Genomic DNA, 25,013 nt, shown 5'->3' on the forward strand with positions numbered 1-25,013 from the left:
TTTCGGAACAGATCATGCCCAAAGAGATAGAGCCCATTGCGGTCCTTCAGGACGGAACAGGGCTCCAGGAAGGGCCGATGACCGAACGACCCACCTTCAGCAGCAATCGCGGCCTGGCCGGACGCCTGGCCTTGAGCCGGCTGGCGACGCGGGTCTCGATGGCGATCGAGCGTGGCTGGCCGCTGCTGCTTCCGCTCATTATCGTCGTCGGCCTGTTTCTCAGCGTCTCCTGGTTCGGTATTTTTCCCCGGCTGCCGGACGTGGTGCGCATCGGCCTTATCGCCATGTTTTGCCTGGCAGGTCTGGCGGCGCTTTATCCGCTGCGCTTTTTCCGCATACCTGGCGCGGCCGAGATCGATCGCCGCATCGAAGCCGCCAACAGACTGCTGCACAGCCCGGTGCAGGTGCAGAGCGACCGGCCCAGCGGCCAGGAAAGCAGTTTCTCGCAGGCGCTCTGGCGCGAGCACCAGAAGCGAATGGCTGGAAAGCTCGACAATCTCGGCGCCGATCTGCCGCGCACGCGCGTGCCGGAGCGCGACCCGTGGGGATTGCGCGCCGTGGCGGCGCTCCTGCTGGTCACTGCCTTTGCCTTCTCCTTCGGGCCGACCGGCGGCCGGCTGACAGATGGGTTCAGCGCACATGGCACGCTCGACGCCGTACCGCCGCGCATCGACGCATGGGTGACGCCGCCGGCCTATACCGGCAAGCCGCCGATCTTCCTGACTGCCGACGCCAACCAGGCGACGCCGACTTTTCATGTCCCCGAGGGAAGCGACGTCTCCCTGCGCGTTACCGGAGGCTCGGGCGAGGAAACGCTTGCCTATGCCGACAAGGACGGCAATGCGCGCGCCATCGACCCCGCAAGCCCGCAAGCCGCCGCCAAGCCGGCAGCAAGCCCGGCGGTGTCGTCCGCCTCGCCTTCGAAGGTGCGCCAGTTCGCCAGCAAGCTGACCGGCGACGGGACGCTGACGCTGAAATCGGGGGAGGATCAGCTTGGCCGCTGGGCTTTCGCCGTCATCCCGGACAAGCCGCCGCAGATCCGCTTCGTCGGCGAGCCCAAGCGCGCCGCCAACGGCGCCTTCGAGCTCAACTATCAGATCGACGACGATTACGGCGCCGCCACCGCCAAGGCGGTCTTCGCGCTGGCCGACCCGCAGCCGCCGGGTGCGCATCCGCTCTATGGTCCGCCCGAAATGCCGCTGACACTGCCGCGCCGCGGCGGCAAGTCGAATGCCGCCAAGACCACGAAAGACCTGACCGAGCATGTCTGGGCCGGCAGCAGCATCAAGCTGACGCTGGTCGCCACCGACGACGCCGGCCACACCGCCTCAAGCGAAACCAAGACGCTCGCGATGCCCGAGCGGCCGTTCACCAACCCGCTGGCACGCGCGGTGATCGAACAGCGCCGCCTGCTTGCGCTCGACGCCAATGCCAAGCCGCGCGTGCTCGACCTGATGGAGGCCATCACGCTGCGGCCTGAAGACACGTTCGATACCATGTCCCACTACCTCGCCATCATGAGCGCAATGAGCCGGCTGAAGCTGGCGGTGAACGACGATCAATTGCGCAGCGAGGTTGCCTACCTCTGGGAGATCGCGCTTGGTATCGAGGAGGGCAACCTCTCGGCGGCCGAAAAGCGGCTGCGCCAAGCCCAGCAGGCACTGCAGGACGCCATCAAGAATGGCGCCAGCGATGCCGAGATCGAGAAGGCGATGAAGGAACTGCGCGAGGCGATGAACCAGTTCCTGCAGGAGTTCGCCGAACGCGCCAAGCAGAACCCGAACGCGCCGCAGATGCAGCAGAACGGCCAGGAGCTGCGCCAGAGCGACATCGACCGCATGATGGACCAGATCGAAAATCTGGCGAAGTCCGGCGATCGCGACAAGGCCCAGCAATTGCTGTCTCAGTTGCAGGACATGATGAACAACCTCCAGGCCGGCCGCCAGCAGCAGGGGGGCGAGCAGGACAGCCAGATGCGTCAGCAGATGGACAAGCTTGGCGAGATCCTGCGGCGGCAGCAGGAGATGATGAACGACACCTTCCGCATGGATCAGATGCAGCGCGGCGAGCGCCAGCGCGGCCGCAACCGCGACGAGCAGCTTGGCCAGAACGATGAGCAAGGTCAATCTGGCGAAAACGGCAAGCCCGGCGAGAATGGCGAGCCAAAGCCTATGACGCCGCAGGAATTCGCCGATGCGCTGAAGCAGCTGCAGGAGGGCCAGGGCCAGCTGAAGAGCGATCTGGAGCAGCTGAAGAAAGGCCTCGAGGGCATGGGCATGGAGCCCAATGAAGGATTTGGCGAGGCCGGCAAGTCCATGGGCAGCGCCGAGCAGGCGCTTGGCGAGGGCCAGGGCGACGAGGCCGTCGGCCACCAGGGCCGGGCGCTTGAGGCGCTGCGCAAGGGCGCCAAGGACATGATGAAACAGATGCAGGCCATGCAGGGCGATCAGGGCGGCAGCCAGGAAGGCGGCCGCCAGCAGGATGCCGACCGCGACCCGCTCGGCCGGCCGCGCGCCAGCCAGGGTCCCGATTTTGGCGATTCGGTGAAAGTGCCCGACGAGATCGACGTCCAGCGCGCGCGCCAGATCCTGGAAGCGATTCGCAAGCGGCTCGGCAATGCGCTCAGCCCCGACATCGAGCGCAGCTATCTGGAACGGCTGCTGGAGCTGAAATAGGAAGCGGCGAGAGGGATCAGCTTCATTTCCATGGAGCCGTCTACCTGTTGACGAACGCCTCGCGGATTGCCTCCTGCATGCCGTCGATTGCTTCGCCTGACGCATTCGGGTTGCGATGCATCACCACATTGGAGGAATCGATGTCGCCGAACCCGTCCGCGGACGTCAGCTCTCGGCAGTCCGCCGGAATGTTGCTGCGTGAGATCGGCGCGATCGCCAACCCCGAGGTGACGGCAAGCTTCAGGCCGCCATTGGTATCGCTTGTATAGGCGACGCGATAGGCAAGGCCGCGCTGCTCCAGCGATTTGATGGCGAAGTCCTTACACCAGCCGGCGCGGTTGTAGAGCGCGATCGGCACCGGGCGCTCCTCATGCATGTGATGCAGGTTCGACGTCACCCAGACCGTAGGATCATGCATCAGCACTTCGCCGCCGGAAGGATCCTGCCATTCGAACACCACGCATAAATCCAGCTCGCCGGCGGCGAGCGCCGCGATCTGCGCCTCCGAATGCGCGTAGCGTACGGTGACCTCGACCTTGGTGTGACGCTTCGAAAATGCGCCGAGCGCGCGCGACAGGATGGCGTGGCCATATTCCTCCGGAATGCCGATGCGAACCGGCCCACCGAGCGGCGCCGCCGCCATCGACGCCGCCGTTTCATCGAGCAGCGAAACGATACGGCGGGCATTGACGATGAGTTCGCCGCCACGCCGCGTCAGCGCGACGCCGCGTGAACCTCGCTCGAACAGGCTGTCGCCGACCAGCTCTTCGAGCTTCTTCATCTGCATCGACACGGCCGATTGCGTGCGGCCGGCCTGCTCGGCGGCCCTCGTGAAATTGCCGGCCTCGGCTATGGCGACAAAGGTACGCAGGAGATCACTGTCGAGGGTTGGCCGCATGGCATCCATCATAAGCAGATTTGATCGCTGGCATCATTTCAATTCGTTTGCAACATGTCAAACGCCGAACGATAATCGCCTCACCCATTGGATATGCAGTCGCGAAATCGGCTGCGGACCAATCAAGAGTCCTCACTCGTGCCCGCTACCCGAAAACGGTGGCGGGTTCTTTTTGATCTGGTGAGCGTCGCCGGATCGGATGCGCGGGAGCCTGAACGGATGCAGAATAGGATGGTGCGCGGCATCCTGAGCCTGTGCCTGGGCGTGCTGGTCTTCTCGCTGCAGGATCCGCTCGTCAAAGCCGTGTCGAGCGGCTACCCGGTGACCGAGGTGATGGCGATCCGCTCGATCGTAGCCTTGCCGATCCTGATCGTTCTGGTTCACGCCGATGTCGGGCTGCGGGCAATCCTGTCGAAACGGTTCGGCCTGCTGACGATACGCGCCTTCATCCAGTTCACCTCCTACACGGTCTATTACCTGGCCATCGCCGCCCTCCCGCTGGCCGACGCCGTGGCGCTTTATTTCATGGCGCCGCTCTGCATCATGGCGATGGCCGGCCCCTATCTCGGCGAGCGCGTTTCCTGGCGGACGCTGTCGACCGTGCTGATCGGCATGCTTGGCGTTCTGGTGATGCTGCGCCCCGGCGCCGGACTGTTCGACTGGGCGGCCTTGCTGTCGCTGGGCTCGGCCGTGCTCTACGCCTTCTCGCAGCTGATGGCTCGCAAGATCGGCGATACCGAATCGTCCACTGTCATGGCCTTCTACCAGAACGGCGCCTATCTCGTCGGCGCGGCCGTCGTCGCCGGCACGTTCCACATTGCGGGCATAACCCACGCCGTCCACCCGAGCCTCGAATTCCTGGTGCGACCATGGATCGCGCCGACGCTGCCGGATTTTCTCAAGATGGCCGCCTGCGGTTTCGTCGCCTCGGCCGGCATGATCCTGCTCTCGCAAGGCTACCGGCTGGCGCAGGCCAACCGCGTCGCCACCTTCGAATATACCGGCATCCTGTGGTCGCCGCTGTGGGGTTTCCTGTTCTTCGCCGAGGTGCCCAGGTCAGCGACGGTGATCGGCGCGGCGCTCATCATCGGCGCCGGTCTGCTGGCATTCAACACCGAGCGCCGCGCCAGCCCGGCACCGGCGCTTGTCGCCAGGGATCCAGCCTGATCAGGCGAAGCAGATCAGCGCCCGTTCGACGCGAGAGCGAATCTCGGCGAGCGTGAAGGGCTTTTGCACAACATCGAGGATGATGCCGTTCAATTCATCGGCGCGCTCGCGCTGGTCGGCATAGCCGGTCATCAGCATGATCTTCATCGCGGGAAAAAGCGCGGCTGCCGCAACCGCCATCTCGATGCCGTCCATCTCCGGCATGCGTATGTCGGAGACGACGAGATCGTACCCGCCTTTTGCGGCGCGGATCAGCGAAAGCCCCTGCGCGCCATCGGCGGCGATATCGATTGCGTGGCCGGCGCGCTCGAGCGCGCGGGCTGCGAGGGTGCGGACGGACTCATCGTCCTCGACGATCAAAAGCTTTGCCATGGCCGGCATATTTGGTGGCGAAACGTTGACTTTTCCTGAAAACCCAGGCGCTCGCCCAGACTAATTTTCCTGACACCGTTAAGGCCTTTTTCAGGATTCACCGATGCGAGGCACTCGCCTTACACATCGCCTTTCACCACACCCACGAACGGCAATTCACGGAAAGCATGCGCCACATCCATGCCATAGCCGACGACGAAATAATCGGGGCAGTCGAAGCCGACATAATCGGCATTGAGCGCGGTCTGGCGGCGCATGCGCTTGTCGAGCAGCACGGCGATGGAACAGCTTTTCGCGCCACGCGACAGCATCAGGTCGCGCGTGAAGCTCAGCGTCTTGCCCGATTCCAGAATGTCGTCGATCAACAGCACGTCACGGCCTGCAACCTCGTTGTCGATGTCGCGCAGCACCCTCACCTCGCCGCTGGTTGTGCCGGCGCCATAACTGGAGATGAAGATGAACTCGACTTCCGGCGACAGGCCGACATCATGCATGGCGCGGATCAGGTCGGCGGCGAAGATGAACGAGCCTTTCAGCACCGAAATCACCAGGAGATCGTGATAATCGTGCCCGGCGATCTCCTTGGCGAGTTCGAGATTGCGCCGCGCGATCGCCGATGCCGAAAACAGGACTTCGATGTCCTTGCCGCGCACGTTTGGCATTTCTCGCCCCCTCCAGTTTTTTTCCGAAACGCCTTCACACCGAGCGTGTGTTGAGAGTCAGGTCAGACCGAGCCGAAAGCAGTGGTTTCCGAGAACCGGAGCGGAGCGTACGTGAGCACCGGAAGCGCAGGGAACCACCGTTTGCAGGCCGGCTTCACCTGAATATCGACACACGCTATTCGGCGAAGGTGACCAAAACGGTCCTTACCCCGTTCTTAGGCACGTCGAGCCGGCTGGCAAAGCCGAATCTTTCGCCCGATGCCAGCGAATGGCCAGATGTCCCCAGCGTATAGCGGGTTGTCCGGCCGTCATTGCCCGTCACCCGGATTTCGAGTGGCGGCATTGTCGCGGGCCTCGTCCCGTCATTGGCGGCCTCGCCGTCGACGAACAGCACCGGATTGGCGCCGGAGGCATCGATGCGTGACGTCACGCCTGAAATGGTCAGCGCCGACGCTTGCGCGCCGGGCAGGAACGGTGCCTGGCGCACCAGCGCATGGCCGCCCGAGACCCAGAAGGCGGCAAGGGCGGCGCCGATGCCGGCGATCCAGAAGATCGGACCGCCGCGCGAGGCCGGCGGCCGTTCCGCTGGCATTTCCGGCTTGCGCAGCATGTCCATGCCTTCGATGGCCGGGGGGACAATCGCACGCGGCAGCGGCGTCACATTTCCGACTGGTGGGGCCGGCCGCGGCAACACCATATAATCCGCATCGATGATATCAGCCGCCGGGGCGCGCAAGATCCGGTCCGCTGCGGCAATTGCCGCGGGATCGGTCATGATTTCGCCGGAAACCGGGCGCGCGGTTCGTTCGTCAGCCATCATGGCCCCAGTATTGCGCGTGTTCGCTTTTCGTTTCTTTTGCGTAAACACAAATGGTTAACGCTTCCCCACCGGAGCCCTCTTGAAGAGCCTAAACGAGCCAGGAATTAACCGCCGGTTAACCATGCCGGCCGATGGTCTTTTCACAAAACAGGCCGGTTCGCCGCGGCCAGGAAATTCAGGTCGTTGAAATTGATTCGCTTCGAAAATGTCGGCCTCCGCTATGGCATGGGTCCGGAAATCCTCCGCGACATCTCCCTGCACATACCGGAGCGCTCCTTCCAGTTCCTGAGCGGGCCTTCGGGTGCCGGCAAGACGACATTGCTGCGCCTTTTGTTCATGTCGCTGAAACCGACGCGTGGACTGATCACCATCTTCGGCAAGGACCGCTCGCGCATCTCGCGCACCGAACTGCCGCATCTGCGCCGCCGCATCGGCGTGGTGTTTCAGGACTTTCGCCTGCTCGACCACATGACCACCTATGAGAATGTGGCGCTGCCGCTGCGCGTGCGCGGGCGCGAGGAAGCGAGCTACCGCACCGACGTCACCGAGTTGTTGAAATGGGTGGGGCTGGGCGAGCGCATGCATGTGCTGCCGCCGGTCCTGTCCGGAGGCGAGAAGCAGCGCGCCGCGATCGCGCGCGCCCTGATCGAGCAGCCGGAGATCCTGCTCGCCGACGAGCCGACCGGCAATGTCGATCCGCCGCTGGCGCGGCGGCTGCTGCGGCTGTTCATCGAGCTCAACCGGCTTGGCACCGCCGTTGTGATCGCCACGCATGACCTTGGCCTGATGGAGCAGGTTGACGCGCGCCGCATGATCCTGGCCGGCGGAAGGCTTGATATCTATGACTGAGACCGAGCTATCGGCCGACCATTTCGAGGAGCAGGATGCCGAGGCGGTGGAGGCGAGGCCGCGCGCACAACGCAAGATGGCGCCGATCGTGCCGGCGCAGAACATTGCCGGCCGCGCTCTGGTGCTGGTCATCGCCATCATGACTTTCCTGTCCTGCCTGACCTTCGGCGCGGTGACACTGGTGCGCGACACAGCCTCGGTTTGGGAAAACCAGATCTCGCGCGAGGCGACGATTCAGATCAAGCCGGCCGACGGCCTCGACATGGAGGCGGCGCTTACCCAGGCCTCGCGGATCGCCGGCGAATTCCCTGGCGTGAAGTCGACCCGGATCATCGACCGCGAAGCGACCGCAAGGCTGCTGGAGCCCTGGCTGGGTTCGGGCCTCAACATCGACGACCTGCCCGTGCCGCGCCTGATCATCGTCACCATCGACGAGAGCAGCCCGCCTGACTTCGCCGCCATGCGCGCCGCGATCACGCCGAAACTGCCGAGTGCATCGCTCGACGACCACCGCACCTGGGTCGACCGGCTGGTGGCCATGGCCCGCACCACGGTGACCATAGGCGTCGCCGTTCTGGCCCTGATGCTGTCGGCGACGGTGCTGACCGTGGTGTTCGCGACCCGTGGGGCCATGGACGGCAACGGCCACATCATCGAGGTGCTGCATTTCGTCGGCGCCGAGGCGCGCTTCATCGCACGCGAATTCCGCCGGCATTTTCTGGTCACCGGCATGAAGGGCGCGGCCGCCGGCGGAGCGGCGGCGGTGCTCGTCTTCATCGTGTTCTCCTGGTGGTCGTCACGCAACATGGCAACGCCGCAGGCCGATCAGGCGACCGCTTTGTTCGGCAACTTCGCCATCGGCTCGGCGGGTTACGCAGGTGTCGTCCTGATGGTGCTGGTGATTGGCGCGCTGACGGCGGCAACCTCGCACGTCACCGTCGTTGCCTATCTCAGCGACATCGACGTTCGCCAACCCGATGCATGAAAGGACCTCGTCTTGGCTTGGACGGAAACAGGGCGATCACGGAGAAAGAATTCGCGTAACGCAAAGTGCGTCTTTTACCTATCAAAGGCCGCATTTGAGGATTAACTATATGACCATGGACGTGCGGGATTCGACCGGGACGGCTGGACAGTTGCCAGTGGTGGTTGACCGTTGGCGCGGCCATGGCAAGGTTAGCCATCTAAGGACCGCCCTGCGCCTCTCCGCTCTCTCCCTGCTTGTGCTTGCAACAGTGTTCGCTGGCGGCTTTGGCTGGTTCGCCAGCAAGGTCAGTCATCTGACCACGCCCGCCAACCCGGCCAAGGCCGACGCCATCATTGTGCTGACCGGCGGCCAGTCGCGCCTCGACGCCGCGATGGAGCTGCTCGCATCCGGCAAGGGCGAGCGGCTCTTGATCAGCGGCGTGCACCCCTCGGCCAGCCGGCGCCAGCTTCAGGCGGCCACCGGCGGCGACAAGAAACTGTTTTCCTGCTGTGTCGACATCGATCGCGCCGCGCTCGACACGATCGGCAATGCCGAGGAAAGCGCCAAATGGGTGGAAAACCATGCCTATGGCACGGTGATCCTGGTCACCAACAATTATCACATGCCGCGCAGCCTTTTGGAGATGGGCCGGCTGCTGCATGGCGCCAAGCTCGAACCCTACCCGGTGGTCAATTCCAACCTGGATAATGGCAGTTGGCTGACCAAGCCGCGCGCGGTGCGCGTGCTGTTCACCGAATACACCAAGTACCTGCTGGCGCTGGCTCGCGGGTTTATCCCGGTGAAGCCGACGCCTGAGGGAATCGCCCTGGCCGAGACCGCCGCCGGCGGCTGAGCCGCGTCATTGCTTGGCGACAGCCCCTGAAACGCCCTTGAGGCGCGCGATCTCTTGTTCAAGGTCTTGGATGCGCCGGTCGCGCTCGCCAAGCGCGGCTGCCACATCAGCCGCCTCGAAGCGCTGCGGTATATGTTGCGGGCAATTGGCATCCCATGCCGAGACGGTGAACAGGATGATCTGCTCGGGACGCGCCTTGTAGTCCGGCGGCATCAGCCTCGTCGTCAACTCGGCATCGTCCTCGACAACGCGCGCCGTACCCCAGATCTTGATGCGCTGGCGCATCATGTAGTCGATCAGGAACAGGAAGGCCCTCGGATTGTCGGCCAGATTGCCCTGCGTGATGAATTGTCTGTTGCCGGAAAAATCCGCGAAGCCGATTGTCTTCTCGTCGAGCACCTTGAGAAAGCCGGCAGGGCCGCCGCGGTGCTGGATGTAGGGCTGGCCATCGCCATTGGCCGTCGACAGGAAGATGCTGGTCTGCATTTCGATGAATGCGGCGAGGTCCGGTGTGATCGCCGACTGCCAGCCGCCGCGCTCCTCGACGCGGGCGTAGGACTGGCGCGAGCCCTTGCGCGCCTGGATCGCCTTGACCGTCGGCGTGAAGGCGACATCGCTGGTAAAAGCGTGTGCGTTCATCGAAACCTCCTTGCCTGAATGCTTCTAAAGACCGAGCTCCGACAGCGTCGGATGGTCGTCCGGCCGCCGGCCGAGCGGCCAGTGATATTTGCGCTCGGCCTCGGCGATCGGCAGGTCGTTGATGCTGGCGATGCGCAGCCGCATCAGCCCGTGGTCGTCGAATTCCCAGTTCTCGTTACCGTAGCTGCGGAACCACGAGCCGCTGTCGTCGCGCCATTCATAGGCGAAGCGCACGGCGATGCGGTTGCCGTGGAAGGCCCAGACCTCCTTGATCAGCCGGTAGTCGAGTTCGCGGCTCCATTTGCGCGTCAGGAACGCCTGGATGGCATCGCGGCCTTGCAGGAACTCGGCGCGGTTGCGCCAACGGCTGTCCGCCGTATAGGCGAGCGCCACCCGCGCCGGATCGCGCGAGTTCCAGGCATCCTCGGCCATGCGCGCTTTCTGGGCTGACGTCTCGGCGGTGAAGGGCGGAAGCGGCGGGCGGCTCTCAGACATGGGATTTCCTCTGCGGCATGAGGTGGGGACCGGCGGGCATCGCCGCTCCTATCCGGATTCAGGCAGCATTGCGGGCGGTAACAACCGGAAAATCGATCTCGGTCTGGGCAACCTCATTGATATAGTTGGTCCAGACGTTCAGGGCGACATGCTGGACAATCTCGATGATCTCTCCGTCGTCATAGCCCGCGAGCCTGACAGCGGCGATATCCTCCTGGGCGACATGTCCGCGGCTTTGCGCAACCCGGGCGGCAAAACCCACCGCCGCGGCTGCCTTGGGGTCCATGGAGCCGCCATGGCGATTGGCCATCATCTCGGCATCGTCGAGGCTTGCGAGCGTCTTGCCGAGATAGGTGTGCGCGCACAGGCAGTAGTTGCAGCCATTGATCTCGGCGATCGCCAGCGCGATGCGCTCGCGCGTCGGCGCCGGAAGCCGGCCCTTGGCCAGCGCGCCCATCATGCCGAGATAGCCTTCCAGCGCCGCCGGACTGTTGGCGACCATCCGAAACAGGTTCGGCACGACACCAAGCTGTTTTTCCACCACTTGCAGCATGGGCTGCGCGGCGGCGGGAGCGGCAGCGATGGACGAAGGCGTAGCGATGCGGGGCATAGAGATTTCCTGGTTGAGGTGTGCCCCCATTATATGCAGCCTTCCATGTTGCGGATGTAGATGCCATATTTGCAACCAACCCTTCCATTTTCTGGAAGAAATGATGGATCGTCTCGAAGCCATGTCCCTTTTCGTCGCGGCGGCGGAGGGCGGCAGCCTTTCCGCCGCCGCGCGCCATTCGGACGTTCCGTTGGCAACAGTCAGCCGCAAGGTCTCCGAACTGGAGCGGTACCTGAAGACACGCCTGTTGAACCGCTCGACGCGGCGGCTGACACTGACCGACGCCGGCCATGCCTATCTCGCTGCCTGCCGCCGCATCCTCGACGAGGTCGGCGACGCCGAACGCACCGCCGGCGGCGAATACAGCGCCCCGACAGGGGAATTGATTGTCACCGCGCCGATCGTCTTCGGCCGCCTTCACGTGCTACCGGTCGTCACCGACTTCCTCGCCGCCTATCCCCTGGTGGATATCCGCCTGACGCTCGGCGACAGGATAAGCCAGTTGGCCGAGGATCATATCGACCTCGCCGTCCGTATCGGCAGGCTGCCGGATTCGCGCATGGTCGCCATCAGGGTCGGTTCGATCGGTCATGTTGTCTGCGCAAGCCCCGCCTATCTGGCAGGACGCGGCATTCCAGAAACTCCGCGAGATCTCGAGACGCACAGCTGCATTACCTTCGAGGGCCTTGGCTCGCTCGCCACCTGGACCTTCACCGTGGACAAGGCTGATTTTGTCGTGCCGGTCCGATCAAGGCTCCGGGTCAACACCGCCGAGGCGGCGATTGATGCGGCGATCGCCGGTGTCGGAGTGACACGGGTGCTTTCCTACCAGATCGTCGCCGCCGCACGCTCGGGAACACTGCGCCCCGTGCTCAGGGATTTCGAACCCGAGCCTTGGCCGGTAAACCTGGTGCATGCGGGCCAGGGCCGGCTGCCGGTGAAACTGCGCGCCTTCCTCGACTTCGCCGCCCCCCGCCTGAGGGAACGCCTGGCGCAGGCGACCTGGTAGGACGGACAGTATCGCACCGTTCCTTTTTCTCCGCGCTTGGTGTAACCAACGCACACTTCCTCACCGGACCTCCCCCATGCTCTATGTCAGATCGCTGGCGTTCAATTTCGTCTTCTACGTCAATCTGATCGTCCAGATGATCCTCTGGACCCCGTACTATTTCCTGTCGCCCCGCCACCGCGCCTGGTTCGTGCCGAAATTCTGGTCGCGCACCTCGATGTGGCTCTATGACAAGATCGCCGGCACCAAAAACGACATCACCGGGCAGGAAAACCTGCCCGAGGGTTCCTTCATCCTGGCGCCCAAGCACCAGTCTTTCTGGGACGCCATCGCCTTCTTCCCCTTCCTCCAGGACCCGCTCTACATCCTCAAGCGCGAGCTGACCTGGATCCCCTTCTTCGGCTGGTACATCTTGAAGATGCGGATGATCCCGGTGCATCGCGGCAGCCGCTCCAAGGCCTTGAAGGCGGTGGTCGCGGCGACCAAGGAAGAAATGGCGCGCAACCCGCGCCAGCTGATCATCTATCCCGAGGGCACGCGCCGGGCGCCGGGCGACGAGCCGGCCTACAAATACGGCATCGTCGAAATCTATTCGCAGCTCGGCGTTCCCGTCGTGCCGGTCGCCCATGTCGCTGGCCTCTATTGGCCGCGCCGCAAGTTCCTGCGCTATCCCGGCACCGTCAAGGCGCGCTTCCTGCCGCCTATACCGCCTGGCCTAGGCAAGGACGAGTTCATGGCGCGGCTGATCGGTGAGACCGAAGCTGCCTGCGACCAGCTTCTCCTCGAGGCATCTCGCGCATCCAACCCGCCGGCCCTGCCGCGAACGGCGGTGAAACGGCTTCGGGAGCTCGGCGCGAAGGCCTGAAGCCCCCTGACCACGGGCCGTCAGCCGTACACCGCCAGCACCGTGGTCAGCACCAGCGTCGCAGCCTCAGGCGCTGGCCTTGTCGAGTTCGGCCATATCGTCCGCGGACAGCTTCAGCGACGCCGCGCGGATCAGGCTGTCCATCTGCTCAGGCTTGGTCGCACTGGCGATCGGCGCGGTGACGCCGGGCCGCGCGATAACCCAAGCAAGCGCCACTTCCGCCTGTTTGGCCGAATGCCTGGCCGACACCGCGTCCAGCGCCGCCAGGATGCGCATGCCACGCGCATTGAGGTAGTCTTTCACCCCGCCGCCGCGCTCGCTTTGGCCGAGATCGGCCTCGCTGCGGTACTTGCCGCTGAGAAAGCCCTTGGCCAAGCTGAAATAGGTGATGACGCCGATATTCTCCGCCACGCAGAGATCGCGCAGCGGGCCATCGAAGGAGGAGCGGTCATAGAGATTGTATTCCGGCTGCAGCACCTCGTAGCGCGGCAGGCCGCGCAGGCTTGCCACGTCAAGTGCCGCGCGCAACTGGCCGGCGTCGAGGTTGGAACAGCCGGCATAGCGGATCTTGCCCTTGGCGAGCAGTTTCTCATAGGCGCCGAGGGTTTCCTCATAGGGCGTGGCCGGATCCGGCCAGTGCGACAGGTAAAGGTCGATGAATTCGGTCTGCAGCCGCTTCAGCGATGCATCGACAGCCTTTTCGATATAGGCGGCCGACAGGTCCTTGTGGCCCTGCCCCATGTCTGAGCCGACCTTGGTGACCACCACGACCTTGTCGCGATTGCCACGATCCTTCATCCATTTGCCGATGATGGTTTCCGATTCACCGCCCTTGTTACCGGGAACCCAGCGCGAATAGGCGTCGGCCGTGTCGATGGCATTGAGGCCGGCCCCGACAAAGCGATCAAGCAGATCGAAAGAAGTCTTCTCGTCGGCGGTCCAGCCGAAGACATTGCCACCCAGAACCAGCGGCGCGATGAAAAGGTCGGTGCGACCGAGACGGCGTTTCTGCAAGACGGATCTCCGTGGTGATTGGGACCGGGCGGATGCCGCCCGCTGGCTGGGTTCGGAGCCTAACCTAGGTCTTGCCGCATCGAGATCAAAGGCCTGGCCACCTTTTCCGCGGAGCCAGCGCTTCACAAAGTCGCTATCCGGTGCGCCACATCCTCCAGCCAGTGGTCGCGAATCTCGAGCGCTTCCAGATGCTTCAGCGTGCTCAGCACATAATCCTCGTTGTCACCGGATCGGCCGACCGCGCCGCGCACCACGGCCGCCGCCTCCGCCGCGTCCAGCGCGCCCGCATATTGCTCATGCTTGCGGTCGACGACGTAGGCCACGGCTTCCACCGTGCCACCGCCGTCGAGGCGAACCTTGAGCGTCCGCTCGAGATAGACGCTGGTGACGAGTTCGCGCTCGCGCAGATAGGCAATGACCTCGTCGCGCAATTCGCCAGGGACGCGGTACGCAAGGCCGACGCAGGAGCCGCCATGGTCGAGGCCAAGCACCAGTCCGGGCCGCTGGCGCGTGCCGCGATGCACGAAGGAATAGACGCAGAGCGAGCGGCGATAGCCATGCAGGCGGGCGCGTCGTGTCTCGACATGAGCGAAACCCGGTCGCCAGATCAGCGAACCGTAGCCGAACACCCAAAAATCGCCCATATCACCGCGCCTGATTGCAAAAAGAATGGCAGCACCGCACCGGTAACCGGTGTTTTTTCCATCCGTCTCTGTCTACCTAGTGTTCGGAACCTGAGAATCCGTCCACACCATCCATGCGTTAATGAGAGCCAAAGCATGACGTCAAGTGACGAACGCCAACCGGGTAACCGTCGCCGCCTGTGGTGGCTTGCCGCGTTCATCCTCGTGCTGTTCGCCATTTACAGCGCCGGCTGGTTCTATCTGGCCAGCAGGGTCCGGTCCGAGGCCGAAAAGGCGGTTGCCACGCTCAACAAGAGCGGCATCGAGGCCGGCTGCGCCAATCTCCAGGTCGGTGGCTATCCACTGAGCTTCACGGTCTCCTGCGACAGTCTGGCGTATGAAGACGACGCCAAGAACATTGCCGCCTCGGCCGGCTCCTTCAACGCCGTCGCCCAGATCGTCCAGCCCTTGTCGCCTGTTGCCAATCTACGCGGTCCGCTCCGGACCTCGGTCCCCGGCATGATGCCACTCTGGATCGACTGGGACAATCTGCAGGCCAACGTCAAATTGTGGTACCCGCTGCCGCGGCGCGTAGCGCTGCAGGCCGAGGGCCTGTCCGGCCAGACCGACCCGGCCGACGACACCGATCCGGTGGAACTGTTCAGTGCCGGCAAGGCGTCAGGCCAATTGCAGCCCAACAACGGCGATCTCGACTATGTCGGCAGCTTTGGCGATCTCGAGATCGATGCCGACGCGATCGGCGGGCGGGTGTTGCCGGCGCTCGATGCCAGCGGCGACGTGACACTGAAGAACGGCGTGGCGCTGATCGGCACGCAGGTGAAAAGCCTGCGCGGCCAGCGGATCGAAATCCGCAACCTCGATCTGTCGTCCGGCACGGCGCGGGTCACCGTTTCCGGGCCGCTGTCGGTCGATGCCGAGGGTCTCGTCGACGCCGACCTGATGATCAGGATCAAGGATCCCAAGGCGGTGGCATCTATTCTTGCCGGCGCCATACCCGAGCAGAAGAATGCGATCGAGCAGGGTTTTGGCGCCCTGGCGCTGCTTGGCAGCGAACCGTCGATGCCGCTGAAAGTGGTCAAGGGCAAGGCTTCCCTCGGCTTCATTCCGCTGGGCAAGATCAAACCGGTCAATTAACGATGGAGAGGCCGGCAAAGCTGCTGAGCGTCGGCGCACTGACGCTTGACACCATTCTTCGTGTCGAATCGCTGCCCAGGCATCAGGGAAAATTCATCGCCTCGGACGGCATCCAGATCGCCTCGGGCATGGCCACGAGCGCGGCCTGCGCCGCGCATCGCCTGGGTGCCGAGGTGTCGCTATGGGCGAGCGCCGGCGACGATCCGGTCGGCGATCTGCTGATTGCCGGGATAGAGGCCGAGGGCGTCGATTGCAGCCATGTACGCCGCGTCAGCGGCGCCCGCTCGGCACTGGCCTCGATCCTGGTCGATGCGCATGGCGAGCGGATCATCGTGCCTTTCTACGACGCGCGCGCGCAGGCCGATCCCGAGGTTTTGCCGTTCACCGACATAACGGCATTCGACGCCGTACTGGCCGACGTGCGCTGGCCGGGCGCCGCGGCGCTTGCCCTTAAGGCGGCGCGCGCCGCCGGCCGCCCAGCCATACTCGATGCCGATACCGCGCCCCTGGCGGTACTGGAGCGATTATTGCCGCTCGCCTCGCACATCGTCGCCTCGGAGCCGGCGGTCCGCATCATATGCGGCCACGCGCTGGATCTGGAGACCGCCTGCACTGATTTGGCGTCCCGCACCGATGCGTTCGTCGCGGTCACCGGCGGCGCGGCGGGTACCTGGTGGTTCGACCGAAGCGCCGGATCATCCCGCCATGTCGAGGCACCGAGGGTCAAGGCGGTCGACACGCTGGCCGCCGGCGATGTCTTTCATGGCGCCTTTGCCGTCGGGCTGGCGGAAGCCATGGCGGTCGAGCACGCACTGCGCTTTGCCAGCGCGGCCGCCGCGCTCAAGTGCCTGCGCTTCGGCGGCCGGCTGGGCGCGCCGGATCGGGCGGAGACGCTCGCCATGATGGCAACCGCCTGGCCGGTTGAAATCACCTAGCTCTTTGCCGGATGCTCGACCGCCTGGCGGCCAAAATCGGGCGCGTCGATATCCTGGCCCGCCTCGATGATCGAGCGGCGCACGGCGCGGGTGCGGGTGAACAGGTCGAAGAGCTTGTCGCCGTCGCCCCAGCGGATGGCGCGCTGCAGGAACGCCAGGTCTTCCGAGAACCGCGCCAACATTTCCAGGATGGCATCCTTGTTGTGCAGGCACACGTCCCGCCACATGGTCGGATCGGAGGCAGCCAGACGCGTGAAATCGCGAAAACCGGAGGCGGAATATTTGATCACTTCCGTCTTGGTCACCGATTCCAGATCGTCGGCGGTGCCGACGATGTTGTAGGCGATGATGTGCGGCAGATGCGAGACGATGGCCAGCGTCATGTCGTGATGCTGCGGGTCCATCGTGTCGATGTTGGCGCCGCAGCGGCGCCAGAATTCCGACAGCCGTTCCAGCGCTTCCGGATCGGTGCCCGGCACCGGCGTGAAGATGCACCAGCGGTTGTCGAACAGGTCGGCAAACCCGGCATCCGGTCCGGATTTTTCGGTGCCCGCCAGCGGATGGCCAGGAATGAAATGGACGCCTTCAGGCACATGCGGCTGCATCTGCGCGATGACCGAGGCCTTGGTCGAGCCGACATCGGTGAGGATCGCCCCCTTTTTCAGCGCCGGCGCGATTTCCTCCGCTACAGCGCCGGATGAGCCGACCGGCACCGAGACAACGACCAGATCGGCATCACGCACCGCGTCCCCGGCATCGGTGGTGTAGGAATCGCCAAGGCCCAGTTCCTCGGCTCGCTTGAGCGTTGCCGCACTGCGCGTCGAGATGGCGACATGGCGAGCCAAGCCCTCGCGTCGGATGACGCGGGCCAGAGACGAGCCGATCAGGCCGATACCGACCAGCGCGATCTTTTCGAACATCGGTGATGCCATGGTGTTCCAGCTCTTCAGACGTTCTAGCTTTTCAGAAATGTCGTGAGCGCGGCGACAACGCCGCGATTTGCCTCTTCAGTGCCGACGGTCATGCGAAGCGCGTTGGGAAAGCCGTAGCCTGAAACGCGCCGCAGAATATAGCCGCGGGCGCTCAGATAATCGTCAGCCGCCGCCGCTGAATGCTTCTGATCGTCGGGAAAATGAATGAGCAGGAAATTGCCGACGCTCGGCGTCACGCGCAGCCCGAGTCCGGTCATTTCGCCGCTCAGCCAGGTAAGCCAGGTCTCGTTATGCGCCACGCTGCGCTCGACATGGGCACGGTCGCGGATCGCGGCGATGCCGGCCTCGATCGCTGTCGCATTGACGTTGAAGGGGCCGCGCACACGATTGATGGCGTCGACGATATGCAGGGGACCATACATCCAGCCGATGCGCGCGCCACCGAGCCCTATCTTGGAGAAGGTGCGGGTCATCACCACGTTCTCGGCGCTGCCGGCCAGCTCGATGCCGGCTTCGTAGTCGTTGCGGCGGACATATTCGGCGTAGGCCGCGTCGAGCACCAGCAGCACGTTTCCCGGCAGTCCGGCATGAAGGCGGCGCACCTCCTGGAACGGCACATAGGTGCCGGTCGGGTTGTTGGGATTGGCCAGGAACACGATTTTCGTGCGCGGCGTGACGGCCGCCAGCATCGCATCGATGTCGGCGCGCTCGTCGGTCTCCTTGACCACGACCGGGGTGGCGCCTGCCGACTGGATGTAGATCTTGTAGACCATGAAGGCGTGTTCGGTGAACATAGCCTCGTCGCCGGGCGCGAGATAGGTCTGCGCCAAGAGGCCGAGGATTTCGTCCGACCCGTTGGAGCAGATGATGTTTTGCGGGTTGAGGCCATGCACCTCGGCGATTGCCTCGCGTAACCGCCTGGCGGTGCCGTCGGGATAGATGTCGAGCTTGCGGGCGACCTCGCGCGCGGCCTCGATCGCCTTCGGCGAAGGCCCAAGCGGATTCTCATTCGACGACAGCTTGTAGACCTTGGCGACACCGGCGGGCGCCGAGCTTTTGCCGGGCACATAGGCCTCTATGTCCATGATGCCCGCGCGCGGAGTTGGACGTGCCTGATCCGGTGTCTGGTTCATATCTTGCAAAATCCATCGAAAACGCCTCCATCCGGAGGCCGCTGCGGAAATACAAGCCATGGCACGCAATGTCGAGAGTGGCAGTGGTGCCAGCCGCCGCCATTGACGGCGAGGCAGGCGGGTTCTAGAAAGACGATTGACAGTTCCGTGGTGATTTGGCCGGTCGGCTTGCAGCCACGTTAAACAATTCGCTAAAGGGCCGTTTGCGTGACGTAACCGGCTTTGCGAAGGCAATGCCGGTTTTTTGTTGTCCGCGACCGGCCGGACGGACGCATCGGCGGCGGAGATCGGCAGCGATTTCCACGAGCGCACGGTGCAGCAAGAGAGACGTGATGGCCGCTCTGCGTGCAGGAAAGACCAACAACGAGGCCGACCAACCGTCGAGCCCGGTGTTGCGGTTCGGGCCCGACAAGCCGCTCAAGCTGGATGCGGGTACGTTGCTGTCGCCGTTCCAGATCGCTTACCAGACCTATGGCACGCTGAACGATGCCCGCTCCAATGCCATCCTCGTCTGCCATGCGCTGACCGGCGACCAGCATGTCGCCAGCACCAATCCGGTAACCGGCAAGCCCGGTTGGTGGGAAGTGCTGATCGGACCGGGCAGGATCATCGATACCAGCCGTTTCTTCGTCATCTGCTCCAATGTCATCGGCGGCTGCCTGGGTTCCACCGGTCCGGCCTCTACCAACCCGGCCACGGGTAAAGCCTATGGCCTCGACCTGCCGGTCATCACCATCCGCGACATGGTGCGCGCGCAGCAGATGCTGATCGACCATTTCGGCATCGAGAAACTGTTCTGCGTGCTCGGCGGCTCGATGGGCGGCATGCAGGTTCTGGAATGGGCGTCGAGCTATCCCGAGCGCGTGTTCTCGGCGCTGCCGATCGCCACCGGGGCGCGCCATTCGTCACAGAACATCGCCTTCCACGAAGTCGGGAGGCAGGCCGTGATGGCGGATCCGGACTGGCATGGCGGCAAATATTTCGAACACGGCAAGCGCCCGGAGAAAGGGCTGGCGGTGGCGCGCATGGCCGCCCACATCACCTATCTGTCCGAAGCCGCCCTGCACCGCAAATTCGGACGCAATTTGCAGGACCGCGAAGCGCTGACCTTCGGCTTCGATGCCGACTTCCAGATCGAGAGCTATCTGCGCCACCAGGGCATGACCTTCGTCGACCGCTTCGATGCCAACTCCTATCTCTACATGACGCGGTCGATGGATTATTTCGACCTCGCCGCCGACCATGGCGGCCGGCTGGCCGACGCCTTCGCCGGCACGAAAACCCGTTTTTGCTTGGTGTCCTTCACATCGGACTGGCTGTTCCCGACAGAAGAGAGCCGCTCCATCGTCCACGCACTCAACGCCGCCGGCGCCTCGGTATCCTTCGTCGAGATCGAGACCGATCGCGGCCACGACGCCTTCCTGCTCGACGAGCCGGAACTGTTTGCCGCCATCAACGGCTTCATCGGCTCGGCCGCGCGCGCCAGGGGGCTCAGCGCATGACCCCGAAAAGTTGCAGACGTTTCGGACCAAGGCCATGCGCCGTCCACGAGGCGAAGCCATGAGCGTCAACGGCAGCCAACGCGTCGACCTCGAGGTCGTCGCCAACCTCATCCCGCCGCAATCGCGTGTGCTCGACGTCGGCTCGGGCGACGGCTCATTGCTCGAATTGCTGCAGGACACCAAGCAGGTCGACGGTCGCGGACTCGAGCTGTCGCAGCGTGGCGTCAACGAATGTGTGGCGCGCGGACTCAGTGTCATCCAGGGCGACGCCGACACCGATCTCGAATTCTATCCCGACAAGGGCTTTGACTTCGTTGTCCTGTCGCAGACCCTGCAGGCCACCCGCAACCCGAAGCTGGTGCTCGACGAGCTGCTCAGGATCGGCAACCGGGCGATCGTGTCTTTCCCCAATTTCGGTCACTGGCGGGTGCGCCTGTCGCTGTTCGTCAAGGGCCGCATGCCTGTGACCAGCGACCTGCCCTATTCCTGGTACGACACGCCCAACATCCACTTCTGCACGATCCGAGACTTCGTCAATTTGTGCGAAGAGCTTGGCGCGACAGTGGAGAAGGCGACCGCGCTCGACGCCAACGGCCAGAAGATCGGCCTGTCGATGCCATGGTGGTTCTGGAATTTCTTTGGCCAACAAGCAGTGTTCCTGCTGAAGCGATAATGAAATGGGCGCCGCCCGCAGGCGCGACTGCCAATCCTTGAGGGTGGCCGCGCGTCTTTCAGCGGGTGCGAAGTGTTGCAGTTGAAGCGCCATGAGCTGGAATTCATCATGCCTGGTCGGTCGAACGACGGCACGACGGGGTGACATGGCAGGTTGTTTTTTGTAGCGTCGCACCGAATCCGATCAGGCCCATCCAGGGGGAAGTCCGATCCATTTAGCCATCCCGATGATCAAAGGACCTGGCGCGAAGGGTGTTTACGCGCTGGAGGCGGCCGACGTGATATGATCGGGAAGACCGAACAGGCGCCCCTCGTCACGGTGATCACGCCGACTCACAACCGGCGCGAAACGGTGCTCCGCGCCGTCGAAAGCGTGCTTTCCCAGAGCATGCCGCGATTTGAACATATCGTCGTCGACGATGGTTCGACGGACGGGACCGAGGCGGCGCTCGCCCGCATCCATGACCCCCGGCTGATCTATGTCGGCGCGAAGTGGCGCGGCGCCAATGCCGCCAGGAATGCCGGCATCGAGCTAGCCCGGGCGCCCGTGGTGACTTTTCTTGATTCGGACGATCTCTTCCTGCCGCACCGGCTCGAACGGACGCTGGCATGGTTCGACGACAATCCAGCGCTCGAAGTCCTGCTCTCCTCATATGTCTCGGTGAAGGGTGGCCGCGGCACCGCCTGCGTCAACCGCGGCGCTTTTCTGAACCCGCCAATGCTGGAGCGGGCGGTGGTCGCGCAGACGGCCTTCATAGCCGGATCGGCGATAACAGCCAGACGCGAGGCTTTGCTGGCCATCGGCGGCTATGACAGCGACATTCCCCGGATGCAGGACCGCGAGCTTCTGCTGCGCTTCGCACAGCGCTTCGGCGCGCAATTATCGGAAGATATCGACTGGACGAAGCACAATTCGCAGAATTCGATTTCAGGCCGCAGGGACGGCTATGTCGAAGCCTACGCGATCCTGATGAGTAAGCATCCGCACATCGCTCGCTCCTACCCCCATGTCCCTCCCTTTATGATCACGCGGCAGATCATCGCCGATATTCTCCGGGGGCGAATACCACAGGCATTTGCGGGATACATGGCCAACCGCTCGTCTGACGCGCTTGGTTATTCATTGCCGGAACTGATCAACGGTTATCTCCACGGCCGCCGCTGGCGGCGCGACCTCTACGACGAAGTTCGTGGCAAGTTTGGAATTCCACCGGCCTGACCGGCGACAGCTCAGCGATCGAGCACGGCGCGTTGCAGGGCGCATTCCTTCTCGTCCGGCAGCGAGATGCCGACCGCCAGGGCCTTGGGGGCCAGGCAACGGGTCGCAACGGGGGAAAAACTGCTACTTCCTGTGGTGGAGGCTTGCCGCGGCTGGCGGCGGCTCGATGGCACCCGCCCTGACGTGGGCAGGTTTCAGCGCGGGCGCGTCGGAATCCTTAACGATCGTCAGGGAACGCGGGAAGAACTGATTGTTGTGCTGGCCGCGCCCGATGTTGATGATCGCGGCGCCGGGCAGGCGCTTCTCCAGCAGCGACAGCACGCGCCGCAGCGAGGGTCCGTCGAACGCATCCATGGCTTCGTCGATGATCACCCATTTTGGCTGTCGCAAGGCGAGCCTGGCCACGCCCAGCAATCGCTGTTCGTCATCGCCCAACTCATGGTCCCAGCGTCCGACGCGGTCGAGCGACGACGACAGCCGTCCAAGACCGACCTCGGCAAGCACCGCTGAAATGTCGGCGTCGTTCGCCGGCGCATGCCCGTTCGGGTGATTGAGGACTTCGCGCAGCGTGCCGGCCGGCAAATAGGGGACGCGCGGCACGAAGATGATGGTTTCCCCCGCCGGCAGGCCGATCCGTCCGCTGCCCCACGGCCACAGCCCGGCAATGGCGCGGAAGAACAGCGTCTTGCCGGCGCCCGGCTCACCGGTGATCATGACGCGCTCGCCGGCATGGATTTCGACATGCTGGTCGGCGAGCTTGGTGCATCCGTCCGGCGATGCCACCTGAAGCTTCTCGAACGTCAGGCTGCCATTGGCGTTGTCGGCGAATTCGATGCGCTTCTCCTTGTCGTGCAGCACATCGGTTTCATCGAGCGCGATGCGGAAGTCGGCGACACGCATCAGCGTGGCGCGCCAGTCGGCAATGCTGCCGATGTTGTTGATGAACCAACGCAGGGAGGAGTGGACCTGGTTGAAGGCCCCGACCGCCATCATCAGCCCGCCAAAGCTGATATCCCCCGAGAAATAGACCGGCGAGGCGACCAGGATCGGCGCCACGACCGTGATCCAGCCATAAGTATCGGTTACCCAGGACAGATTGATCTGGGCGGTGTAGATGCGCCGCATGGCGCCCAGCACCGTGCCGAGGTCGAGTTGCAGCCGTCGCTTGGCGTCATCCTCCCCACGGTACAGCGCGATGGCATCGACATTCTCGTTGACGCGCACCATCGAGGAGCGCAGCTCCGCTTCGCGCGTATAGCGGTCGCTGTTGAGGCTGATGAGCGGCCGCCCGACCAGCCAGCTCAGCCACGAGGCGGTACCGGCATAGAGGAACGCGGCCCAAACCATGTAGCCCGGTATCGCCAGCGACCAGCCGTTGACGTGGAAGACGAAGCCCGAAGACAGTTCCCACAGCACACCGACAAAGGACACGAGCAGGATGAACGACTGCAGCAGCCCGACACCAAGATCGGTCGACAGGTCCGAGAGATGCGCGGCATCCTGTTGCATGCGCTGGTCGGGATTGACGCCGATGGCGCCGGCATTGGCCAGCCGGAAGGCGCGCGCCGGCCGCATCCATTGGTCGATCAGGTCCAGCGTCAGCGCCTCGCGCAACTTCAGCCGGATCATCTGGTTGAGCCAGGTCTGGCCGATATTGAGCACCAGCAGTCCGCCGGCGATCATGGCAAAGACCATCAGCTGATGCAGGAAGGCCGCCATGTCGCGGCGCGCGAGGGCATCGTAGAAGGGCTGGTTCCAGCGGTTGAGCAAGACCTGGCCGATCGACGTCGCGATAATGACGCCCATGATGCCGAGCGACGTCCACAGCAACCACTTGCGAACCGGCGATCCGATCAGCGCCCGCTTGATCGTCGCCACCTGATCGCGCAGGCTGCTGGCGACGGCGACCGGCTGAATGGTGGCCTGATTGTCCAATTGATCAGCCATGGCCGAGGTCCTTGCGTTCAGTAGCGAAGCTGAAACCGGATGAAGGGAGCCGACGGCGGCAGCCCCTCAACCACTCCGCGAGCCCAGCACGACAGATAGGTCGGAAAGACGCGGCGCGATGCAAGTTTCCATCGCGATCACGAAGGTGTCACTTGCCGGGGCGATGCCACACCCCTTGCCTCGGCCCGCCGGCCGAGCCGTGTCGCGCCATGCGGCGACAGCACCGGCACGAAGACGCGGCGGGACGCACGCTGGGCCACCGGCACGCCTTGATAGAGCCGTTTCTGCGCTTCGACGACAATGACGCCGGAAAAAATCGGCCACAGCCTCCGGCCGGCGCGCTCCAGCACATTGTGGAAGCGCATCATGAAACGCCGCCGCGATGGCGGGAAGAACAGCGCATCCGACCAGGCGGCGGGCGTGAAATTCGCCTCACGCAGCAATTCGGTGAGCTGCCCGCGTGAGAAGGGCCGGCCATTGCCGAACGGCGTATGTTCGAAGCGCGCCCAGACACCGCGCCGGTTTGGCACGACGATGACGACGCGCCCGGCCGGCGACAGCACCCGCCAGATCTCGTTCAGCGTTTCACGCGGGTTTTCGACGTGTTCGAGCGAATGGACGAGCAGCATGCGGTCGATGCAGGAATCGACCAGCGGCAGTTCCTCGTCGAACACCAGGGCCGTCGCTGTTGGCCCGGCCGCCGGCCAGACCACGGCGCCCTGGGTCGCTGGCATGAAGGCGAAGACCCGCTCGGCGTCGGTGCCGAAGCGTTCCAGCCAGGGCAAGGTATAGCCCAGGCCGACCAGCCGCTCATTGGGCACCGCGGCCCATATCGACGACAGCGCCATGGTGATCGAGCGCTCGGCGAACCGGCCGAGCGTTGTCGAATAGAAGGAACGAAGGTCGACGATGTCGGAATGCATGTCAGGGATGTAGCCGTGATGTCAGCCGGATTCAACAAAAGGCCAAAGCGGCCGGCACGGCGGATGTCAATTTGACA

At 64.0% G+C, this 25,013-nt stretch carries 25 protein-coding genes and 1 riboswitch; of the genes, 12 read left to right on the forward strand and 13 right to left on the reverse strand.

The window, feature by feature from the left end:
• The first annotated feature begins 77 nt into the window (after positions 1–77).
• Entirely contained in the window at positions 78–2,675 is a 2,598-nt protein-coding gene (locus LB571_RS26075) for a TIGR02302 family protein (RefSeq protein ID WP_224599175.1), read from the forward strand.
• Between the two features lie 40 nt (positions 2,676–2,715).
• Here LB571_RS26075 and LB571_RS26080 read toward each other — a convergent pair whose 3' ends face one another.
• Positions 2,716–3,573: a LysR family transcriptional regulator gene (locus tag LB571_RS26080; protein WP_015315538.1), complete on the reverse strand. Its 858-nt coding sequence runs from the start codon at positions 3,571–3,573 to the stop codon at positions 2,716–2,718.
• A 219-nt stretch (positions 3,574–3,792) separates the two neighbouring features.
• On the opposite strand from LB571_RS26080, the gene LB571_RS26085 reads away from it, so the two are divergent.
• Positions 3,793–4,740, forward strand: a complete 948-nt coding sequence (locus LB571_RS26085; RefSeq protein ID WP_224599176.1) for a DMT family transporter — start codon at positions 3,793–3,795, stop codon at positions 4,738–4,740.
• On the opposite strand, the gene LB571_RS26090 is transcribed toward LB571_RS26085, so the two are convergent.
• The 3 genes from LB571_RS26090 to LB571_RS26100 form a co-directional block, all read right to left on the reverse strand.
• Entirely contained in the window at positions 4,741–5,112 is a 372-nt protein-coding gene (locus LB571_RS26090) for a response regulator (RefSeq protein WP_015315536.1), read from the reverse strand.
• A 119-nt stretch (positions 5,113–5,231) separates the two neighbouring features.
• Positions 5,232–5,774: a hypoxanthine phosphoribosyltransferase gene (gene hpt / locus LB571_RS26095; protein ID WP_015315535.1), complete on the reverse strand. Its 543-nt coding sequence runs from the start codon at positions 5,772–5,774 to the stop codon at positions 5,232–5,234.
• Positions 5,775–5,949: 175 nt separating this feature from the next.
• Positions 5,950–6,594, reverse strand: coding sequence for a cadherin-like beta sandwich domain-containing protein (locus LB571_RS26100; protein WP_140616825.1), 645 nt, complete (start codon positions 6,592–6,594; stop codon positions 5,950–5,952).
• Between the two features lie 189 nt (positions 6,595–6,783).
• On the opposite strand from LB571_RS26100, the gene ftsE reads away from it, so the two are divergent.
• The 3 genes from ftsE to LB571_RS26115 all read left to right on the forward strand — a co-directional run bounded on the left by ftsE (position 6,784) and on the right by LB571_RS26115 (position 9,263).
• Positions 6,784–7,443, forward strand: coding sequence for a cell division ATP-binding protein FtsE (ftsE, locus tag LB571_RS26105; protein ID WP_010911739.1), 660 nt, complete (start codon positions 6,784–6,786; stop codon positions 7,441–7,443).
• Positions 7,436–8,428 (forward strand): cell division protein FtsX, encoded by a 993-nt coding sequence (locus tag LB571_RS26110; protein ID WP_140662845.1) that lies wholly within the window; start codon positions 7,436–7,438, stop codon positions 8,426–8,428. Before ftsE ends, LB571_RS26110 begins: the two co-directional genes overlap by 8 nt.
• 109 nt (positions 8,429–8,537) lie before the next feature.
• A complete protein-coding gene (locus LB571_RS26115; RefSeq protein ID WP_140662847.1) occupies positions 8,538–9,263 on the forward strand; it encodes a YdcF family protein in 726 nt (241 codons plus the stop codon).
• A gap of 6 nt (positions 9,264–9,269) precedes the next feature.
• On the opposite strand, the gene LB571_RS26120 is transcribed toward LB571_RS26115, so the two are convergent.
• The 3 genes from LB571_RS26120 to LB571_RS26130 are packed head-to-tail and all read right to left on the reverse strand — an operon-like array spanning position 9,270 to position 11,007.
• On the reverse strand, positions 9,270–9,902 hold the full coding sequence (locus LB571_RS26120; protein WP_015315531.1) for a pyridoxamine 5'-phosphate oxidase family protein: 633 nt from the start codon (positions 9,900–9,902) through the stop codon (positions 9,270–9,272).
• Positions 9,903–9,926: 24 nt separating this feature from the next.
• Positions 9,927–10,397, reverse strand: a complete 471-nt coding sequence (locus LB571_RS26125) for a DUF1348 family protein (RefSeq protein ID WP_015315530.1) — start codon at positions 10,395–10,397, stop codon at positions 9,927–9,929.
• A 58-nt stretch (positions 10,398–10,455) separates the two neighbouring features.
• Entirely contained in the window at positions 10,456–11,007 is a 552-nt protein-coding gene (locus LB571_RS26130; protein WP_224599177.1) for a carboxymuconolactone decarboxylase family protein, read from the reverse strand.
• A 103-nt stretch (positions 11,008–11,110) separates the two neighbouring features.
• Between LB571_RS26130 and LB571_RS26135 the strand changes: the two genes are divergently transcribed.
• Both LB571_RS26135 and LB571_RS26140 read left to right on the forward strand, forming a co-directional pair.
• The gene (locus tag LB571_RS26135; protein ID WP_140616819.1) at positions 11,111–12,016 is read left to right on the forward strand and encodes a LysR family transcriptional regulator; all 906 of its coding nucleotides are present in this window, start codon (positions 11,111–11,113) and stop codon (positions 12,014–12,016) included.
• Between the two features lie 76 nt (positions 12,017–12,092).
• Positions 12,093–12,881, forward strand: coding sequence for a lysophospholipid acyltransferase family protein (locus LB571_RS26140; protein WP_224599178.1), 789 nt, complete (start codon positions 12,093–12,095; stop codon positions 12,879–12,881).
• Positions 12,882–12,947: 66 nt separating this feature from the next.
• Here the strand turns inward: LB571_RS26140 and LB571_RS26145 are convergent, their stop codons facing one another.
• Together LB571_RS26145 and LB571_RS26150 are read right to left on the reverse strand one after the other, a co-directional pair.
• A complete protein-coding gene (locus LB571_RS26145; RefSeq protein WP_224599179.1) occupies positions 12,948–13,895 on the reverse strand; it encodes an aldo/keto reductase in 948 nt (315 codons plus the stop codon).
• Positions 13,896–14,017: 122 nt separating this feature from the next.
• Positions 14,018–14,539 (reverse strand): gamma-glutamylcyclotransferase, encoded by a 522-nt coding sequence (locus tag LB571_RS26150; RefSeq protein WP_015315525.1) that lies wholly within the window; start codon positions 14,537–14,539, stop codon positions 14,018–14,020.
• A gap of 135 nt (positions 14,540–14,674) precedes the next feature.
• Between LB571_RS26150 and LB571_RS26155 the strand changes: the two genes are divergently transcribed.
• Both LB571_RS26155 and LB571_RS26160 read left to right on the forward strand, forming a co-directional pair.
• Complete coding sequence (locus LB571_RS26155; protein ID WP_140874968.1) at positions 14,675–15,673, forward strand: DUF2125 domain-containing protein; 999 nt, start codon at positions 14,675–14,677, stop codon at positions 15,671–15,673.
• A 2-nt stretch (positions 15,674–15,675) separates the two neighbouring features.
• A complete protein-coding gene (locus LB571_RS26160) occupies positions 15,676–16,608 on the forward strand; it encodes a sugar kinase (protein WP_224599180.1) in 933 nt (310 codons plus the stop codon).
• Here the strand turns inward: LB571_RS26160 and LB571_RS26165 are convergent.
• Entirely contained in the window at positions 16,605–17,540 is a 936-nt protein-coding gene (locus tag LB571_RS26165) for a prephenate/arogenate dehydrogenase family protein (protein ID WP_181166418.1), read from the reverse strand. The two genes, LB571_RS26160 and LB571_RS26165, sit on opposite strands and share 4 nt — an antisense overlap.
• Positions 17,541–17,563: 23 nt before the next feature.
• Complete coding sequence (hisC, locus tag LB571_RS26170) at positions 17,564–18,673, reverse strand: histidinol-phosphate transaminase (protein WP_224599183.1); 1,110 nt, start codon at positions 18,671–18,673, stop codon at positions 17,564–17,566.
• A gap of 137 nt (positions 18,674–18,810) precedes the next feature.
• Positions 18,811–18,888, forward strand: a riboswitch (SAM riboswitch).
• A 117-nt stretch (positions 18,889–19,005) separates the two neighbouring features.
• Between hisC and metX the strand changes: the two genes are divergently transcribed.
• The 3 genes from metX to LB571_RS26185 all read left to right on the forward strand — a co-directional run bounded on the left by metX (position 19,006) and on the right by LB571_RS26185 (position 22,066).
• Complete coding sequence (metX, locus tag LB571_RS26175; RefSeq protein ID WP_224599186.1) at positions 19,006–20,175, forward strand: homoserine O-acetyltransferase MetX; 1,170 nt, start codon at positions 19,006–19,008, stop codon at positions 20,173–20,175.
• A 58-nt stretch (positions 20,176–20,233) separates the two neighbouring features.
• Entirely contained in the window at positions 20,234–20,848 is a 615-nt protein-coding gene (metW, locus tag LB571_RS26180; protein ID WP_015315519.1) for a methionine biosynthesis protein MetW, read from the forward strand.
• A 282-nt stretch (positions 20,849–21,130) separates the two neighbouring features.
• Entirely contained in the window at positions 21,131–22,066 is a 936-nt protein-coding gene (locus tag LB571_RS26185; protein ID WP_140616813.1) for a glycosyltransferase family 2 protein, read from the forward strand.
• Positions 22,067–22,189: 123 nt separating this feature from the next.
• Here LB571_RS26185 and LB571_RS26190 read toward each other — a convergent pair whose 3' ends face one another.
• The gene (locus LB571_RS26190; protein ID WP_224599187.1) at positions 22,190–24,013 is read right to left on the reverse strand and encodes an ABC transporter ATP-binding protein/permease; all 1,824 of its coding nucleotides are present in this window, start codon (positions 24,011–24,013) and stop codon (positions 22,190–22,192) included.
• 137 nt (positions 24,014–24,150) lie between these two features.
• On the reverse strand, positions 24,151–24,936 hold the full coding sequence (locus tag LB571_RS26195) for a class I SAM-dependent methyltransferase (protein ID WP_015315516.1): 786 nt from the start codon (positions 24,934–24,936) through the stop codon (positions 24,151–24,153).
• Positions 24,937–25,013 lie beyond the last annotated feature (77 nt).

The sequence above is a fragment of the Mesorhizobium sp. BR1-1-4 genome (assembly GCF_020165375.1).
Taxonomy (GTDB): Bacteria; Pseudomonadota; Alphaproteobacteria; order Rhizobiales; family Rhizobiaceae; genus Mesorhizobium; species Mesorhizobium australicum.